The 17,028-nt window shown below is 50.9% G+C and carries 16 protein-coding genes; 3 read left to right on the top strand and 13 right to left on the bottom strand.

Annotated elements, in window-relative coordinates; all coding sequences use genetic code 11:
- Positions 1–254: 254 nt before the first annotated feature.
- Complete coding sequence (locus tag KB559_RS19250; protein ID WP_211024055.1) at positions 255–2,558, top strand: Ig-like domain-containing protein; 2,304 nt, start codon at positions 255–257, stop codon at positions 2,556–2,558.
- A 110-nt stretch (positions 2,559–2,668) separates the two neighbouring features.
- Here the strand turns inward: KB559_RS19250 and KB559_RS19245 are convergent, their stop codons facing one another.
- Positions 2,669–3,322 (bottom strand): bifunctional 4-hydroxy-2-oxoglutarate aldolase/2-dehydro-3-deoxy-phosphogluconate aldolase, encoded by a 654-nt coding sequence (locus KB559_RS19245; protein WP_211024053.1) that lies wholly within the window; start codon positions 3,320–3,322, stop codon positions 2,669–2,671.
- Positions 3,323–3,442: 120 nt separating this feature from the next.
- On the opposite strand from KB559_RS19245, the gene KB559_RS19240 reads away from it, so the two are divergent.
- On the top strand, positions 3,443–4,141 hold the full coding sequence (locus tag KB559_RS19240) for a metal-dependent hydrolase (protein ID WP_211024051.1): 699 nt from the start codon (positions 3,443–3,445) through the stop codon (positions 4,139–4,141).
- A 91-nt stretch (positions 4,142–4,232) separates the two neighbouring features.
- On the opposite strand, the gene KB559_RS19235 is transcribed toward KB559_RS19240, so the two are convergent.
- From KB559_RS19235 to KB559_RS19210, 6 genes are all read right to left on the bottom strand, one after another.
- The gene (locus KB559_RS19235; RefSeq protein WP_211024049.1) at positions 4,233–5,459 is read right to left on the bottom strand and encodes an MFS transporter; all 1,227 of its coding nucleotides are present in this window, start codon (positions 5,457–5,459) and stop codon (positions 4,233–4,235) included.
- Positions 5,460–5,540: 81 nt separating this feature from the next.
- A complete protein-coding gene (gene pulA / locus KB559_RS19230) occupies positions 5,541–7,520 on the bottom strand; it encodes a type I pullulanase (RefSeq protein ID WP_211024047.1) in 1,980 nt (659 codons plus the stop codon).
- 111 nt (positions 7,521–7,631) lie between these two features.
- Positions 7,632–8,240 carry a TVP38/TMEM64 family protein gene (locus KB559_RS19225; RefSeq protein WP_211024044.1) on the bottom strand — a complete coding sequence of 203 codons (609 nt, stop codon included), beginning with the start codon at positions 8,238–8,240 and terminating at the stop codon, positions 7,632–7,634.
- The gene (locus KB559_RS19220; protein WP_211024042.1) at positions 8,237–8,782 is read right to left on the bottom strand and encodes a GNAT family N-acetyltransferase; all 546 of its coding nucleotides are present in this window, start codon (positions 8,780–8,782) and stop codon (positions 8,237–8,239) included. The genes KB559_RS19225 and KB559_RS19220 overlap by 4 nt, the downstream gene beginning before the upstream one ends.
- Positions 8,763–9,056, bottom strand: coding sequence for an antibiotic biosynthesis monooxygenase family protein (locus KB559_RS19215; RefSeq protein WP_211024040.1), 294 nt, complete (start codon positions 9,054–9,056; stop codon positions 8,763–8,765). Before KB559_RS19215 ends, KB559_RS19220 begins: the two co-directional genes overlap by 20 nt.
- 31 nt (positions 9,057–9,087) lie before the next feature.
- Entirely contained in the window at positions 9,088–9,996 is a 909-nt protein-coding gene (locus tag KB559_RS19210; RefSeq protein WP_211024038.1) for an NAD(P)/FAD-dependent oxidoreductase, read from the bottom strand.
- A gap of 161 nt (positions 9,997–10,157) precedes the next feature.
- Between KB559_RS19210 and KB559_RS19205 the strand changes: the two genes are divergently transcribed.
- Positions 10,158–10,514 carry a DUF2512 family protein gene (locus KB559_RS19205; protein ID WP_211024036.1) on the top strand — a complete coding sequence of 119 codons (357 nt, stop codon included), beginning with the start codon at positions 10,158–10,160 and terminating at the stop codon, positions 10,512–10,514.
- 79 nt (positions 10,515–10,593) lie between these two features.
- Here KB559_RS19205 and KB559_RS19200 read toward each other — a convergent pair whose 3' ends face one another.
- From KB559_RS19200 to KB559_RS19175, 6 genes are all read right to left on the bottom strand, one after another.
- Positions 10,594–11,391 (bottom strand): ABC transporter ATP-binding protein, encoded by a 798-nt coding sequence (locus KB559_RS19200; RefSeq protein ID WP_211024034.1) that lies wholly within the window; start codon positions 11,389–11,391, stop codon positions 10,594–10,596.
- Positions 11,391–12,305, bottom strand: a complete 915-nt coding sequence (locus tag KB559_RS19195; RefSeq protein WP_211024032.1) for an ABC transporter permease — start codon at positions 12,303–12,305, stop codon at positions 11,391–11,393. The genes KB559_RS19200 and KB559_RS19195 overlap by 1 nt, the downstream gene beginning before the upstream one ends.
- 31 nt (positions 12,306–12,336) lie before the next feature.
- A complete protein-coding gene (locus KB559_RS19190) occupies positions 12,337–13,422 on the bottom strand; it encodes an ABC transporter substrate-binding protein (RefSeq protein ID WP_211024030.1) in 1,086 nt (361 codons plus the stop codon).
- 202 nt (positions 13,423–13,624) lie between these two features.
- Entirely contained in the window at positions 13,625–14,137 is a 513-nt protein-coding gene (locus KB559_RS19185) for a metallophosphoesterase family protein (RefSeq protein WP_211024028.1), read from the bottom strand.
- A gap of 5 nt (positions 14,138–14,142) precedes the next feature.
- Positions 14,143–15,072: a DUF7916 family protein gene (locus tag KB559_RS19180; protein ID WP_211024026.1), complete on the bottom strand. Its 930-nt coding sequence runs from the start codon at positions 15,070–15,072 to the stop codon at positions 14,143–14,145.
- Positions 15,073–15,102: 30 nt separating this feature from the next.
- On the bottom strand, positions 15,103–16,791 hold the full coding sequence (locus KB559_RS19175; RefSeq protein ID WP_211024024.1) for a glycoside hydrolase family 13 protein: 1,689 nt from the start codon (positions 16,789–16,791) through the stop codon (positions 15,103–15,105).
- Positions 16,792–17,028 lie beyond the last annotated feature (237 nt).

Genomic DNA, 17,028 nt, shown 5'->3' with positions numbered 1-17,028 from the left:
AATCATAACTCCGGCGCCGAATCCAGTAAAGTCAGGCAACCGTCTAAAAACAGTTTGCAATTGCCAAATATATGAAACGGGAGCGTTTTCATAATGGTTAAACTCTCTCATTTACGTCATATCTCTTTAATGCTTCATTTTTCATTCCATTATATTAAAGGTCATTAAACGGTTATTGCCCTAAGAAAAATACTACGGCTACAATACAATTGTAAACGTTTACAATTATTCCGGATAGAAAGCGAGGGGTATTCATGCCGATTCGTCAACAAAAGAAAGCCTTATTGAATCAAGTTGTAGGTTCATTGATTTTCAAAGGGTTGACTGCTTCTCTATTCCTTTGCTTCTCTTTTATCCTCGTGGCTCAGATCCCCTACGCTCACGCCGAATCCATGCTGACCATCGATTCTCCGGCGGAAGGTGATCAGGTACCTCCGGGATGGCTGCGGGTTACGGGAGGGTATACCGAAACTTATGACATCAAATTGATTATTAATGGAACCGAACAGCTTAACTCCGTAAGAGAGGACTTAAATGGACCCGAAAGCGGCACTTGGTATGCGGATGTCGACGTATCCAAATACGACGGCAACATCTCGCTGATTGCCAAGGGAGTGCAGAGTTCGTCTCGTTATGGAATCTCCACGGCTACGACATCGGTGTATGTCAATAATCCCGAAGCCAGCCTCCCTGTTGTGAAGATTACAAATCCTTCGGACGATGAAACCGTCCACGGCTCGGTCCCTGTAAAAATCACCGTCGACGCCAAGAATTCCGTTGAGCTGGTAGAGATTCGAATCAACGGCGGGCCATGGATGAAAGCAAAGCAAACCGGGAACCACTATCAATTCAAATGGGACGCCAAAAATCTCGGTAACCGGACCTCCAGTCTGGAGGCAAGGGCCTTCGACGAATTCGGCAATGAAGGCCGGAGCACTACGGTTTATGCTCATACCGGGAACTGGGCTCCCGAACCGGTTACACTTGAAAAGCAAGACCGTGCGATGTGGATCTGGGAAAAAGCCGCTTACAATCTCTTTTTGAACCCGGGCTCCAAATCGGCGTTAAAAGCGCTTGCCGATGATACCGGAACCTTCGGCTCCGATCCGATCACCACCTTTTATATCGGCGTTTTTCCGTATGAGGGTGTAGACATCCTTGAAGACCAGCCTGAGGCTGTCCGGGAGTTCGTAAAGTGGGCGCATGACAACGGCTATCGGGTCCACGCCTGTATCGCCGGAGGAACCGTACCTCCCTATTATGGCGCCCTGGCTCCATATCACGGCAATGCAATCCATGAGATGGAAAAGGTCATCAATTACAACCTCTCCTCCTCCGCAGATGAGCAGTTTGATGGGGTGAATGTCGATATCGAGCCTTATATTTTACCTGAGTTTAAGACCGATAAACCGGCCGTACAGCTTCAATATTTAGATGTGCTTCAAAAAATGATTCAGCGCAGAGACGCCGCCGGCATTGACCTTCCTTTCGGCCCGGCGATCCCGAGATGGTTTGATAGCAGCGACACTTCCAGCAATATTACCTGGAACGGTCAGACCAAGTGGCTGTCCGAGCATGTACAGGACATCAGCGATTATATTTCAATCATGGATTACCGGGACACCGCCGAGGGCGGCCCTGGCATTATACCTCAGGCTCAGGCCGAGCTTGCCTATGCCAATGCGATCGGGAAACCGGATTCGGTCATCGTAGGGGTAGAAACGCTGGACATTGCCAACAGCGGAGACCCCGAAACAATCACATTCCGGGAGGAAGGCCGGACCTATATGGAAAGTGAACTGGATAAAGTTTATACTGCCTTTTCCGGAGATCCGGCTTTCGGCGGCATTGCGATGCACCATTATGACTCGATACGCTGGCTTCCTTCCGCTTGGGGACCTAGTGGATTTAAGTGGACCATGAATCCGCCGGATACAGCTCCTCCTACCGGAGTAAGCAGGGAACCGCAAGCCACTGCGTTCGATTTCAGTACCATTGAACTTTCCTATGGCAGAGCCTCCGACGATTCCGATATTGAGGAGTATATTATTTACCGCGGCACCGAGCCCGGATTTACGCCGGATGATTCCAACATCGGGGGAACGTCGAGAAACCTGACTTACCGCGATACCGGATTGCTTCCTAACTCCGTTTATTATTACAAGGTAGCCGCCGTCGATATCAGCGGGAACATCGGTCCAGTTTCTAGCGAAGTTTCAGCCGTGACCGGAAATACGACCCTGCGCCCTATGATTATCGGGGACATGAACATCGTGTTTAACGGCACGCAGGGAAAAGTAACGCTACAAGTCATCGATCTGGAAACCGGCGAAGGAATTACTGCTGACGTTCATGGCCGGTTTACCTACAACGGCGGAAAATATGTAGATCTGATCACAAATGCTGCCGGATCCGCCACCGCTACTTCCGAAACGCTACCTAAGGCAGCGGGGCTTGTCGGCTTCTGGCCGCAACGGATCGCCGCCCAGGGATATTATTGGGCTTCCGCTTATGACCGTCCGCATACCGTTACCGTGTCTTGGCCCGAAAATGAGTGATCTGAGTAAACGAAAGGGACTGCCTACGGGTCAATAAGACCTGTAGGCAGTCCCTTTTACATTTTGGCAACTGCTTTAGCTGTCGATTTGCCAGTCGCAATAGCCCGGTGTTAGTTAAGATCTCCCGGACGCCAAGATCTTACCGCGCCAACCATATCCGCTGCATTCTGAGTGATCGTTTCGTAACGCTTTTCCCGAATGAGAGCAGGATTTACCAGGCATCCGCCTAATCCGACCGCTGTAGCACCCGCCTCTAAAAATCCATGAATATTGTCGAGACGCACGCCTCCCGTCGCAATCAAAGGAATCCGGTCGAGCGGGGCGGTTATCTCTTTGAGGTAACCCACTCCAAGAGAGGCCATCGGAAACACCTTCACCGCAGTCGCTCCCGCTTTCCAGGCCTTCACAATTTCCGTAGGCGTCATCGCTCCGGGAAAAACGGCTATTCCTTGTTCAAGCGCATAAGCCACAACCGCCTCATCCAGATTCGGGGAAACCAGATATTCTGCCCCAGCCCGGACCGCTTCTTTGGCCTCCTCGAGGTCCAGCACGGTGCCTGCCCCAATCTTCATCCGTTCTCCGAATGTCTCTCTCCAGCTTGAGATCATTCCTAGCGCACCTTCCGTATTCAACGTCACTTCGGCAAACACAATCCCTCCCAAGCTAAGCGCTTCGGCAACAGCTTTCCCCTGCTCCTTCGGCACACCGCGCAGGATAGCAATGATTTTCTCCGCCTTCAGCCGATCCAATAAGGAAGTTGTCATCCCGTTCCCCCTTAATATGTATTTGAGTCTGCCTATATTTTAACCTATAGACCATGACTTGAGGAGCTTGACCCGATATAATGAAAAGGTAGTGTAAACCTTTCCATAGGAGTGATAATTATGAAGCTGACTTATTTGGGACATTCCTCCGTGCTTATCGATACGGGCGAATTCACACTCATCATCGACCCCTTTCTGACAGGAAATCCGGTGGCTTCGGCCAAAGCCGATGAAATCAAAGCCGATTATGTACTCCTGACCCATGGACATTTCGACCATATCGGAGATGCTGAAGCTATTGCCAGAGCCAACGGGGCCACGATCATCGGAATTGTGGAGTTGGCTGACTTCTTCAAAAACAAAGGATTAACAACCGCTGGCTTGAATCTGGGCGGATCGTTCGTTTTCCCGTTCGGGAAATTGACCTTGACCCCCGCCCTCCACAGCTCATCCGTAGAGATTGACGGCACCAATGTGTATCTGGGCGTAGCAGCAGGAATCTTGCTGGATCTCGGCGGATTCGTTCTCTATCATGCCGGCGATACGGCATTGTTCAGCGACTTGAAGCTGATCGGAGACCGGCGACAGATCGATCTTGCTTTCCTGCCGATCGGTGATTATTTCACTATGGGACCGGAGGATGCGCTGCTTGCGGCCGAATGGCTTCATCCCAAGCATGTCGTCCCTATTCACTACAATACCTTCGGACTCGTCGCCCAAGACGGAGCGAAATTTGTGGATCAATTAAAACACAAAAACATCATCGGCCATGCGCTCAAACCAGGAGAAAGCCTGGACACCTCCAGCCTGGACCAATAACTGCAAAAGCAAAACAAAACTCCACAAATCTTCCTGGCGAAGGTCTGTGGAGTTTATTTATTTATGAACATTCAAAACAATAATTAAAGGTTCAGTCCGTTAACTCCTTGCCCTTTGTCTCGCTTCCGAGCAGCAATACCGCCACGGCGCCAACCAGGATAGTAATGAAGAAGATCCAGAATATTGCACCGATGGACACCTGCCGGGCAACCAGCATACCGACAAGGTAAGGGCCGATAATGCCTCCCACCCGGCCGAAGGAAGCAGCCAAACCTACTCCCGTAGAACGAACCCGGGTCGGATATAATTCGGGCGTATAAGCGTACATCCCGCCCCATGCTCCAAGATTAAAGAACGACAGACAGATTCCAGCCGCAATGAGCATGCCTTCGCTTGTCGCATTGCCGAACCAGGCAGCGCTTGCTGCAGTCAGCAGCAAATACACGACAAGCACAAATTTCCGGCCGAATTTTTCGATTAAATAAGCGGCCGTGAAATATCCCGGCAGTTGGGCGAGCGTCATAATCAGTACGTATTCAAAGCTCTTCACCAGGCTGAAGCCTTTGAGCATCATAACGTTAGGAAGCCACAGAAACATGCCGTAATACGAAAAAACGACTGTAAACCAAAGGATCCAAAGCATAATCGTAGATCGTCTGTGCGGTCCAGCCCAAACCGATACGAACCGTTCCCGGACCGACAGCTTTTTCTGCCTGCCTCCGGCGATGTTCTGAGTAAACCGCGGCGGGTCTTGAATCGATTTGCGCAAATAGAGCGCGTAGAGTGCCGGTACCGCCCCGATCAGAAAAGCGGCCTGCCAGCCGAATTTCGGAATAACGAAATAGGCGATCAAAGCAGATAAAATCCATCCGGCGGCCCAGAAACTTTCCAGCAGAACTACCATTCTTCCCCGGTCCTTTGCCGCTACCGATTCCGATACAAGCGTCGACGCCACGGGCAGCTCCCCACCCAGACCGAAGCCGGCTACAAAACGAAGCAAGCATAATACCGCAAACCCGGTTGCCGCTGCGGACAAACCGCTGGCGATCGAGAAAATAAGAAGCGTCCAAAGCAGCACAGCTTTGCGGCCGTACTTGTCCGCCATGATGCCGGCGATCGCCGCGCCGAACGCCATGCCGACCGAATTAATGCTGGTGAAAAACCCGGTCTGCTGCGGTGTCAGGCTCCATTCGGCCGCCAGTGCCGCGGCGATAAACGAAATGATGCCTACGTCCATCGCATCGAACATCCAGCTGAGGCCGGCGCTCATTAGCAGCTTCCGCTGTTTGGGCTTAGGCGCAATTTCAGCAGTATTCATTTGTATTCCCCCACTCATCCTCAAAATCAATTTTTCTATCTCATATCTTGCATCTTATTTTAGCAAATAATGCTATTTTTTTCACAAAAAATTTGACAGCACAACCATACCGATCCCTTTCACAATTAAATGACCGGAATGTAGTTCTGTCACGATATCCTCGCCAAAAGCTACTTCCCATTTCCCCAGCTCCGGTAAAGAAAAGGTTTGTGATGAAGATGAAGCATGATATAGAACATATAAATTCCGGGCCGGGTCTCCTCCTGCATGTTCCCTTAACGTAAAAGCAACGGCGGATTCCGCACCCGCTGTCGGCTCGAACCGAAGGTGCCGGGAAATCTCTGCTGCGGTTTTCAATCGGAAAGCAGGATGCCGTTTCCTCAGTTCAATCATCTTCCGAATGGCCTCAACTTCATCCTGATATGCCGCACACCGGGACCAATCCAGTTGATTTACGGCCGGGGGAGCCTGATAGCTGTTGCCCATCCCGCCCTTGGTACGCAGAAATTCCTGGCCCGCATGAAGAAACGGGATACCTTGACTGGTGAGCACTATTCCCGCAGCCAAACGCTGCATGCGCCTGCGCTCATTTTCATCGGCTTTCGCGGCGGAACAGGACAGTTTATCCCATAGCGTATGATTATCGTGACATTCGGCAAAATTCACGCACTGCGTCGGCTCAGACGCAAATCCGTGCACTTCATTGTTATAGGAAATCGATCCGACGACGCCTTTCATGATTTCCGGCTCCAACCCTTTCCCTCTGCTCACGAAGCCAGTTTGATCAGGCTTGAAAATATCTCCCTTAAGCGCATTTCGAAGCTCCCCGTTAAAATGGGCAATGCCCGGCATCCTGCCGGCTTGCTGTAAATTAGCCCTGCGCTCAGCCTGAAGCTCCGTCTCCATAATCCATCCCTCACCGAGCACTAGAATAGACGGATCGATTTCATCCAATCTCCGGCGGATTTCGTTCATCGTGTCGACATCAAGCAAGCCCATCAAATCGAATCGAAACCCGTCCACCCGGTATTCGGTTGCCCAGTAAACAACGGAGTCAATAATATATTTAGACATCATGAACCGCTCGGAAGCACAATCATTGCCGCAGCCCGATCCGTTCGAGAAGCTCCCGTCCTTCTTGTAACGCAAATAATAACCCGGCACCAGCTTCGTGAAATGAGCAATGTATCCGTCGTAAACGTGGTTGTAGACCACATCCAGAATTACCCGTAATCCCTGTTCATGCAGCGCTTGAACGGCTTGCTTCAGCTCGCGGATCCGGAGCCCGGGCTGAAAAGGATTGCTGGCATACGAGCCTTCCGGCGCATTAAAGTTTTTCGGATCATATCCCCAGTTGTACTGCAAATTCTTCTTGCCAGTCGCTGCAGTCTTTTCTTCATCCACACTGGCTTTTGCAAAATCCTGAACCGGAAGAAGCTGCACATGGGTGATTCCCAAATGCTTCAAATGGTCCAATCCGGTTAGAATGCCTTGCGGCCCCCTTGTTCCCGTTTCCGTGAAACCCAGGTATTTCCCCTTATGCTGGATCCCGCTCTCCGGGTGAAGTGAGAAATCCCCGACATGCACCTCATAAATGATGACATCGGTTGCCGAAACAAGCGACGGCTTATCCGGGGTCCAGCGTGCAGGATTGGTTTTCTGTAAATCCAGAATAACGCCTTTGTCCCCATTGATTCCTACTGCTTTGGCATAAGGGTCTACCGCCTCGTTCCAGTTGCTCCCTACCCGGACGACAAAAGTATATAATACCTGGTCCAGATTGCGTTCCACCGTCAATACCCAAGTCCCCGAATCGCTCCGGGTCATCACAAGATCCTCAAACGATTCGCTCTCGGCATTCGGATATAATCTTACCTTGGCTTCCGAAGCAGTTGGAGCCCAAAGCCGAAATTGCGTCCGTTCCGGGCTATATTTCGTACCCAGATCGTTACCGTCATACCGGTATGCCTCATCAAATTCGCGCGAAAAAACAGAGATCCCCCCGGTTACGGCTGGATCTCCATAGTCAGTTACCATTTTTCTTTCCTGCTGAACCGCCAAATCGGTCCCTCCTCGATATCGGATACATTCTACACTTCATTTATAAACATAAAGTGTTCCTCCGAACTTCAAGTTATACGCACGGGACAATTCGGTTGCAGCAGAGTTGGTTTATGCGGTCATACCGCGGTCTTTTTTCATCATTAACCGTTGTCTTACAAAAAAAGCGGCGAGCAGTGCCAGCAAAAATATAGCATAGGACAAAATCAGCAAACGGAGATCCATGTTCGGAAACACGATCGAAGCGCTAAGAATTCCGAACAGCCAAATACTCGACAGATTGCCGATAATATTGGACCAAGTGTAGGATCCCGTCTTCAAATTGGACACCGCCGACATAAATGAAATGAGATTATTAGGCATGATCGGAACGGTACGCAAGAAGATAACGGCCCAAACGCCGTAACGGTTCAGGCTTTTTTGCCAGCGTTCATACTTCTGCAGCTTGGACAGCCACCTTCGGTTAAACCAGTCGGAAAACAGAAACTTGCAGAGCATATAGACAGCCATGCCGGCTACCGAACCGGCGATCCAGCTGGCCAGCAATCCGTTCATCACGCCCAGTACGGAAATGTTCAGCATAACGATTGTGGCAAATGGAAAAATGCCGATGATGCCTTGGATCAAAGCAAGAGGAATCGTAATCAGTAAAATCCAAAAGCCTTCGATCTGAGTGACTTCGAGCAGCCACCCGGTAAATTGTTCAATCCATTCATTCAATGTAGTCCTTCTCCATTCTCCTCGTTCCCGTCTATTCTTCTTCCTAAAATGACCAAATCGCGCTCAACCCCGTCCAGGTTCGCCACCCGCGGTAAAAAGGCCCATTCTTCGAAACCGAATTTACGCAGCAGGGAAAGACTTGGCTCATTATGTGCAAACACAAAACCAAGGAGCGTCTTTACGGAAATACTCGGACTAAACTCGATGGCCTTCTTCAGCAGTATGCTTCCCAGACCTTTGGCGCGATGATTCCCCGAAATATAGATGCTGATTTCCGCAGTCGCGTTGTAAGCCGGTCTTCCGTAAAAAGATTGAAAGCTAAGCCAGGCGACGATCTCCTCACCGGATTTCATGACCCAAAGCGGCCTTGAATCGGGTAAATGCTCCTCGAACCAGCGCAGCCTGCTATCCACGGTAACCGGCTCCAGATCGGCTGTCACCGTCCGCCCGGCAATTGTCTCATTGTAGATCGATACGATGGCTTCCAAATCGGACAGCTTGGCGTCTTCAATCGTGTAACCTTCAATTTCTGATTTGTACATAGTGTTCTACCGTCGGGAAGGGATCGTAAAAATGATGCAGCAGCGCCTTCCATTCTTCGTATTGGGGCGATTTTCTGAAGCCTATTTCATGATCCGCAATGGAGTTCCATTTTACGAGTAAAATATATTTATCCGCAGTTTCTACACACTTATGGAGCTCATGGTCTATGTACCCGTGCATCTGAGATATAATTTTGGAAGCTTTGCGGAAATTGCTCTCAAAATCGTTGATAGTTCCGGGCTTCACGCGCAGCTCGGCTACCTCAAGTATCATCACTTCATCCCCTTCCATTTTTATGATTATATCATGTACTCAGTGCTTTATGAATCCAAATCGCGGCGATCGAACCTTCCCCCATGGCGACGGTAACCTGCTCCGCATGAACGCCCAGATCTCCGGCCGCGAATACGCCCGCGATGTTCGTCGCCTTACTGCGTGGGTCGGTTTCGATATGTTTATTATGGCTCAGAGAGACTCCGAGTTGACCAGCCAGTTCCGAATGAACCTTATTCCCTCCAAATGCGATAAATCCCCGTTCCGCCTCAAAAAGGCGCCCATCCTTCATCACCACGGCTTTAATATCACCTTCGTGTCCTTCATTCCCTGTTCTCAATTCCTCAATCTCACCCTCCTCATAACCGATGTTTAACGATTTTAGAGACTCCATTCGCTCAGGTGAAACCGTTTCTGATTCATGATTCAAATAGATCAATTCCTTCGTCCGATCCGCAAGAATCATCGCCATATCAGCACCGGCATTTCCCGAACCCATCAGCACCGTGCGCCGATTCTGAATTTCATGTCCGTCGCAATCCGGGCAAATATACACCGTGGAACCCAAAACAGACAGAAGTCCGGGAATATCGGGGAATCGGTCCATCACTCCCGTTGCCAGCAGCAGAGTTGCAGCTCTATATTCCGTCCCGTTCGCTCCTGTTAATTTAAACTGTTCATCGGTTTGTTCCGCGTGCAAGATCCGGTCGTGTTTGAAAGAAACCCCTAAAGATTCAGCCTGCTTTTGCCCCCGGCTGCGGAGCTCCGGACCCGAAATGCCGTCCGGAAACCCCAGGATGTTGCGATAATTTCGGCAAATGGCCGATCTGCCATCCCCTGCATCGATAACAAGCACTTGATGGCGGTCATATCTGCCTAATTGAATGGCGGCCTGTAATCCGGCGATTCCGCCGCCCACAATAATACAATCATAAACCATGCACATTCTCCTCTCCGATCTTCCTGATTAATGTCCCCGGTGATGAATCGTTAAATGCATCCCGGCCTTCTGTTTCACTCCCTGTGCATACGAGGTAATGAACCGGGAGAACCTATGCGGTATATTAAACACATTTCGGCATTTTTAAAGGAGGTGAAATCATGGATAAAATTTTGGTGAAGCTGCTCGGAAACGGAGTCATCGTAGTTGCCATGATGATGATTCTCAGCAACGCCTCTTTTATCGGTTCGCTTCTTACGGCGGTTGCACTATCCGCTTTGGCTTATTTGTTCGGCGATTTGTTCATCCTTCCGCGGACCAACAATATGATTGCGACCCTCACAGACGGGGTATTGGCTTTCGCATTTATTTGGGCCATTTCCGCCAATGCTGCCTGGACCCTCTCCATGGGCGAGATTTTATCGACCGCCCTCGTGCTTGGGATATTCGAATATGCCTTCCATATCTGGCTGTTGAGAGACGGCATCCGGCGGGACAGCAGCGTACGTGTGCGATGATCTTACAGCGGTGCAAGCTATGAAAAAAGCCTATTGCTAGACGGGAAATTCCGTTCAGCAATAGGCTTTTTATAATATCTCAGGAGCCGAGGACCACGCGGTCATCCGACAGCTTATGCCCGCTGATGCGCTCAAATTCGCCGATCAGGCGCTCCATCGTCAAATCGCGCTTCGTTTCGTCATCAACGTCAAGAATGATGCGTCCAGCATCCATCATGATGAGCCGGTTCCCCAAACGGATCGCCTGCTCCATGTTATGGGTAACCATGAGGGTCGTCAGCTTCAGCTCGCTGACGATATTTTGCGTAAGCCGGGTAACCAGCTCTGCGCGGGCCGGATCAAGTGCGGCTGTATGCTCGTCAAGCAAAAGGATTTGCGGCTCCGTAAACGTCGCCATCAACAGGCTGAGCGCCTGGCGTTCCCCGCCGGACAAGGTGCCTACCTTCGCTTTGAGCCGGCCTTCCAAACCGATGCCTAGGCGGCTAAGCTGCTCGCGGAACATACCGCGCCGTTTGGAAGTGACTCCGAATCTTAGACCGCGGGATTTCCCCCGGGAATAAGCCATCGCGAGGTTCTCCTCAATCGTCATATGCGGCGCCGTCCCGGCCATCGGGTCCTGGAATACCCGGCCTACCCAGCGGCTGCGCCGATATTCCGGCAAATGGCTAATTTCATGACCGTCGATCCGTACCTCACCTGCGTCAGGTTTCAATACGCCGGAAATCATATTCATGAGTGTGGACTTGCCGGCCCCGTTACTGCCGATGACCGTTACGAAATCGCCTGGACGCAAATCAAGATTCACGTCGATCAGAGCGATCTTTTCATCGGGGGAACCGGGATGAAATAGCTTGGATACATGATTCAGTTGCAGCATCAGAGCCCACCCCCCACTTGTTTACGGTCCGGCATTGAGATCATTTCCTCAGAGCGGATACGCGCCATGTTCTTTTGCTTCCACGTCCTGCGTGCGGATGGGACTACCAGAGCGATTACTACAATCACTGCCGTAATCAGCTTCAAATCGGTCGGTTCCAGCCAGTCGATCCGCAAAGCCAGCGCTACGACCACACGGTAGACGATGGAACCGAGCACGGCCGCTAAGGTGGCGAAGAATACGGTCCGCGCTCCGAAGATCGCCTCGCCGATAATGACGGAAGCCAACCCAATTACGATCATTCCGATCCCCGAAGAGATGTCGGCAAAGCCGGATTGCTGGGCGATCAGCGCACCGGACAATGCCACCAATCCGTTGGAAATACTGAGCCCCAGAATAATCGTATTGTCCGTATGTGTTCCGAAACTGCGGATCATGCGCTGATTATCCCCGGTCGCGCGGAGCGCCAACCCGAGGTCGGTACGCAGAAACAGATCAAGCAGCACTTTTACAATTACGACGATAATCGGCATCAAAATTAGCGGCGCAATGGAGTTAAACACCGTATTTTCGCCAAGCAAACTGATGTTGGGCTTACCCATAATCCGCATATTAATCGAATAAAGTGCGATCATCATCAAAATCCCGGACAAGAGTCCATTGATTTTCCCTTTCGTGTGCAGCAATCCGGTTACCGCTCCGGCAACCAGGCCGCCCAGCACGGCGGCAAGGGTAGCGATCCAGGGAGAGCTTCCCCCCGAGATCATAACCGCGGCGATCGCGCCGCCCGTTGTAAAGCTCCCGTCAACCGTTAAATCCGGGAAGTCAAGGATACGAAACGTAATGTAAACGCCAAGCGCCATCAAGGCGTACAGCAATCCGGATTCGAGGGCTCCAAGCATTTGGATCGTCATGATGTATTCCTCCTACATTTTAGGCAAGGCCCTATTGGATCAAATTGTTCTCCTGATCCTGCACTTCGTTTTTCATGGCGTCAGTCACTTCAATGCCCTGCTCTGCAGCGGCTTTCAAGTTGAGGATCAGATCCAGCTTGTCGGGAACTGTCACACTCATGTCGCCCACCTTCTTGCCATCCTTGAGTACTTCAACTGCCATCTGGCCGACTTGATAGCCGTGGTCGAAATATTTGAAGCCTACAGTTGCAAAAGCTCCATTTTCAACGGTATCACGGTCTGCGGAGAAGAAAGGAATATCGTTATCGTTTGCCACTTTAATGACCGAATTGACGGCTTCGACAACCGTATTATCCAGGGTAATATAGATGGCGTCTGCGCGGCCTACAAGAGATTCCGCAGCTTGTTTTACCTCGGAAGTATTGGTTACCGCAGCTCTTACCATTTTAATGCCGCTCTTCTCCAATTCCTTCTCGGCAAGATCAGCCATGACAACCGCATTCGGTTCGCCCTGATTGAGTACGACGCCTACATTTTTCACATCTTTAAAGTTCGTGGCGATGAAATTCATCAGCTTCGTAATCGCTTCCGGATTCGTATCGGAGGCACCGGAGATATTGCCGCCCGGTTTCTCCAAATTATCGACGAGCTTCGCATCCAGCGGATCTGTCACAGCTGCGAATAAAACCGGAGAATTCTTCACTTGCCCGGCGAGTGCGATAGCCGGAGGCGTAGCGATCCCCAGAACCAGATCATATTTCTCGCCTGCGATCTTTTGAGCAATGGACATATTATTCGTAGGATCGGCTTGGGCATTGCTATAATCTACGGTCAGATTTTCTTTTTCAATCAAGCCCGCATCTTTCAGCGCCGCCATGAAACCTTCCCGGGTTGCATCCAGGGACGGATGCTCGACGTACTGCGAGATTGCGATTTTGTAAGAGCCTTTTGCCGTATCATTGGCAGCCCCTTCATTCGACGTTTTTGCCGCGTTTCCGGCGCCGGTGTTCGTGTTAGCGGAGTCCGGCGTCTTCGCCGAGTTGTTTCCGCAGCCCACAACGCCGATCAATAGAGCCGTCACCGCCAAAAACATGCTTAGCTTGTTCCTCTTTTTCATTCTAAAAACCCCTCTCTCATTTTAATAATGTCGGCCTGAAAGATTTAGGCCATGAAAGCATGATCCTGTTACCGCTTTTACAGATGAAAGTATTAAAGCAAGAAGGTGTGAAGGGATGCAGTCCCGCTCACCGATGTATTATTCCTATATTAAATGGTGGTCAATTATCCGTCAATCAAAAAAAGAGTCCGTTTTCAGGACTCTAAACTTTGGAATCAAAAAAATGATGTTGTGCTTTCAGTCCGCTCTCTGTCCATTCCAAAATGCCGAACGAATACCTCGGCTGTCTCCTTTTATCGGTGGGTGATCCCGGATTAAAAAGCAGGATTCCATCCTTCCGTTCAAGCAGCGGCTGATGGGAATGACCGAACAGGATCGCATCCAATGTCTGGCCGGCAAACGTTCGAAGCGCTTTGTCCTTGGCGGTGCCCCGTCCTTCCGGCAAAAAGCCATGAGTGAGTCCGATTCTTGCGGCTCCACCGCCCACCGTGATCACCTTATGGTATCCAAATCTGCGGACTATCTCGGCAGGATCGTTATTGCCTGCCACCCCTTCAACCGGAGCCAGCGAGGCAAGCTGATCCAGCACATCGATGGAAGTCCAGTCTCCCAAATGAATGATCATATCCACCCGGCGAAAAGTTTTCAGAAGGGCAGCCGGCAAGGCCTTCGCTTTGCGCGGCATATGCGTATCCGACAAGACTCCGATCCGCATCCTTCCTACCTCAGCGGCGAAGCGGCCATCCGGATATAAGTATGCCTGCGCCCTCGAATCGCTATCGACAAAGCCATGATGTTCTCGGGGTTCGCCATTCCGGAATAACCGGCATCGCCGATATGCAATATATCGGCGCCTGCACGCTTGGCGCTGAGTGCGATCGTCCGGACTGTGCCTTCATCGGCACCTTCCTGACTCGTACCGATCGCAGCTAATGCCAAGGCGCCTTTCTCTTTCACCTCCGCGATGATTCCCGCAAGTTCCTCTTCCCGGAGTCCCGGAACGGTTCCCGGCGCCGGAAACAGAACGATGTCGGCGCCCGCTTCGGCAAAAGATACGGCGGCCTCCCTGTCGATGACGCTTCCCCGCGTGCCGGCGCCATGCATTTTACCGGCGATGATCAAGCCGCCGAAATGCTCCTGCGCGGTACTGATCGCCTGCAGGATCTGGGCATTGGTCACCCCGGTCTTCGGGTTGCCCGTCAGGCAGACGAAGTCGCAGCCCAACTCTTTTGCCCTCGCCAGACTGCCAGCCGTTGCACGGCGCCCTTCCGGCAATACGTTCAGGGATTCCACCGCATCGGCCGAAGCGTCCACCGGCTCCAGATTGATGCCGACCGGCAGCCCGGTCAATCGTTTGATTTCCGCAATCGGGTTCGAGACCGTTCCGGCTCCGCTATCCGGATTGAAAATATCGAACGGAACAATACCGCGTACCTCCGGCTGAAACACATCAAACACGTTGAGCAGAATCAAATCCGCTCCAAACGCCTTCGCCAACTCGGCATTCGTGATTTCCGGCAGCAGCGGCTGCGAGACGACGACCGTCTCCGCCATCACCGTCCGGCCTTCTGCGGCCAGAATGGCGCCTTTGAGCTCCTCACGCCCCATTTGCCGAAAATTCGAAGCCCGGCAATCCAATATTCTTTTCATAGGGTCACCTCACTAGTTCTAAGATAAAGGTTAAAACCTCTTAAGATATACTCTGGCCTCATAGGGGCGCAGTTTCAGACGGGTAAGATCCTCCCCTTTTTTGGGCTCGAAATTGGAGATCAACAGCTCCATTCCTTCAGGCTCCAAACCGTCTGGCATTTCAAATACCGGCTCTTGACCGAAAAAATTCAAAATCACAAGCAGCTGCTCATTCTCCAATGTTCGGGTATACGCGTAAATTTCTTCGTGAAGCGGTAGCAGCAGCTTGTATTCGCCATAAACGATCACTTTATGTTTCTTCCGCAGCTCGATCAGCTTCTTATAATAATGATAAATCGAATCCGGATCTTTCATCGCCCGAACCACGTTGATTTCCATGTAATTCGAGTTGACCTTCAACCAGGGCTGCCCCGTCGTAAAGCCCGCATTCTCGGTAGCGTCCCACTGCATGGGCGTCCGCGCATTATCACGGCTTTTGTTGTGGATCGCCCTCATGATGTCTTCTTCGGGAACGCCTTGCTGCCGCTTTTCCTCATAATAGTTCAGCGTTTCAACATCCCGGTATTCATCGATAGAGTCGAACGCGACGTTGGTCATTCCAATTTCTTCGCCTTGATATATATATGGCGTCCCTTCGAGCGTATGAATGAACGTTGCCAGCATTTTAGCCGACGGTACCCGGCATACGACATCGTTGCCGAACCTGGAGACCGAGCGCGGCTGGTCGTGATTGCATAAATAATTCGCATTCCAGCCCCGGTTGTGAAGAACAATCTGCCAATTGCTCATGATTTTCTTAAGTTCGATCAGGCTCCAGGGGACCATATCCCATTTCCCGCTTCCGGCGGAGGCGGCATCCAGGAACATATGCTCAAACTGAAACGTCATGTTCAACTCACGCCGGCCATCTCCTACGTAGTCAAGCGCTTGCTCCGGCCCGAGACCGGACGTCTCTCCAACCGTCATAATATCGTAGAAATACAACACTTTGTCGTAAAGATTTTGAAGCAGCGTGTGTACGTTTTCCAGATTGGAGAACATGTCATAAGCACGAACCGTGGGCGACTGGTTCGGATTCTCCGCATCCGGCAGTCCCTGCTGCTTGACGATATGGGCGATAGCATCGAACCGGAAGCCGTCGACGCCCTTTTTCAGCCACCACTCGACCATATCATGCAGCTTCTCGATCACCTCCGGGTTTTCCCAATTCAGATCCGGCTGATATTTGGAGTATAGATGAAGGTAATATTCGTCCGTCTCCGGATCATACTCCCAAACCGAGCCGCTGAAATAAGATTCCCAGTTGTTCGGCGGACCTCCGTTTTTCCCTTTGCGCCATATGTAGAAGTCCCGTTTGGGATCATTCTTGGATCTCTTCGAATCAAGAAACCAGGGATGTTCATGTGAAGTATGATTAAGCACCAGGTCCATCATCAGTTTCATGCCGCGGATATGAATCTCTTTCAGCATGAGATCAAAATCCGCCATCGTCCCGAATTCCTTCATTATATCGCAGTAGTCGCTAATATCGTATCCGTTGTCGTGATTAGGTGATTTGTAAATCGGGCAAACCCAGATTACGTCGACGCCGAGGTCCTTCAAGTAATCCAGCTTGGATATGATCCCCTTGAGATCCCCGATTCCGTCTCCGTTAGAGTCCATGAAGCTGATCGGATAGATTTGATATACCACGCTCTCTTTCCACCATTTCGGATTCATCTGCCATGCCTCCTTATTTTCCTTATCTATAACATACCCGATTCAGCAAGGTTTCCCGCATCTCACATGAAAGTCAGCGGCTCCCCGATTTGGTAACCTTGTAGTATAATTAGAAAATCTATTCCAGAAGAGGTGGATCAAAAAGTCATCTTTCCACGACGAAGGGGATCATGAAGCGGATTCGACGTCGAATCTTGAATTCAGCCGGGCCTTCCGTTGCTCACGTACCTCATGTAC

It is taken from the genome of Paenibacillus sp. Marseille-P2973, assembly GCF_018101095.1.
In the GTDB taxonomy this organism is placed as follows: Bacteria; Bacillota; Bacilli; order Paenibacillales; family Paenibacillaceae; genus Fontibacillus; species Fontibacillus vini.
The sequence above is the reverse complement of the archived record's forward strand: the minus strand, read 5'-3'. Positions and strand labels throughout refer to the sequence as shown.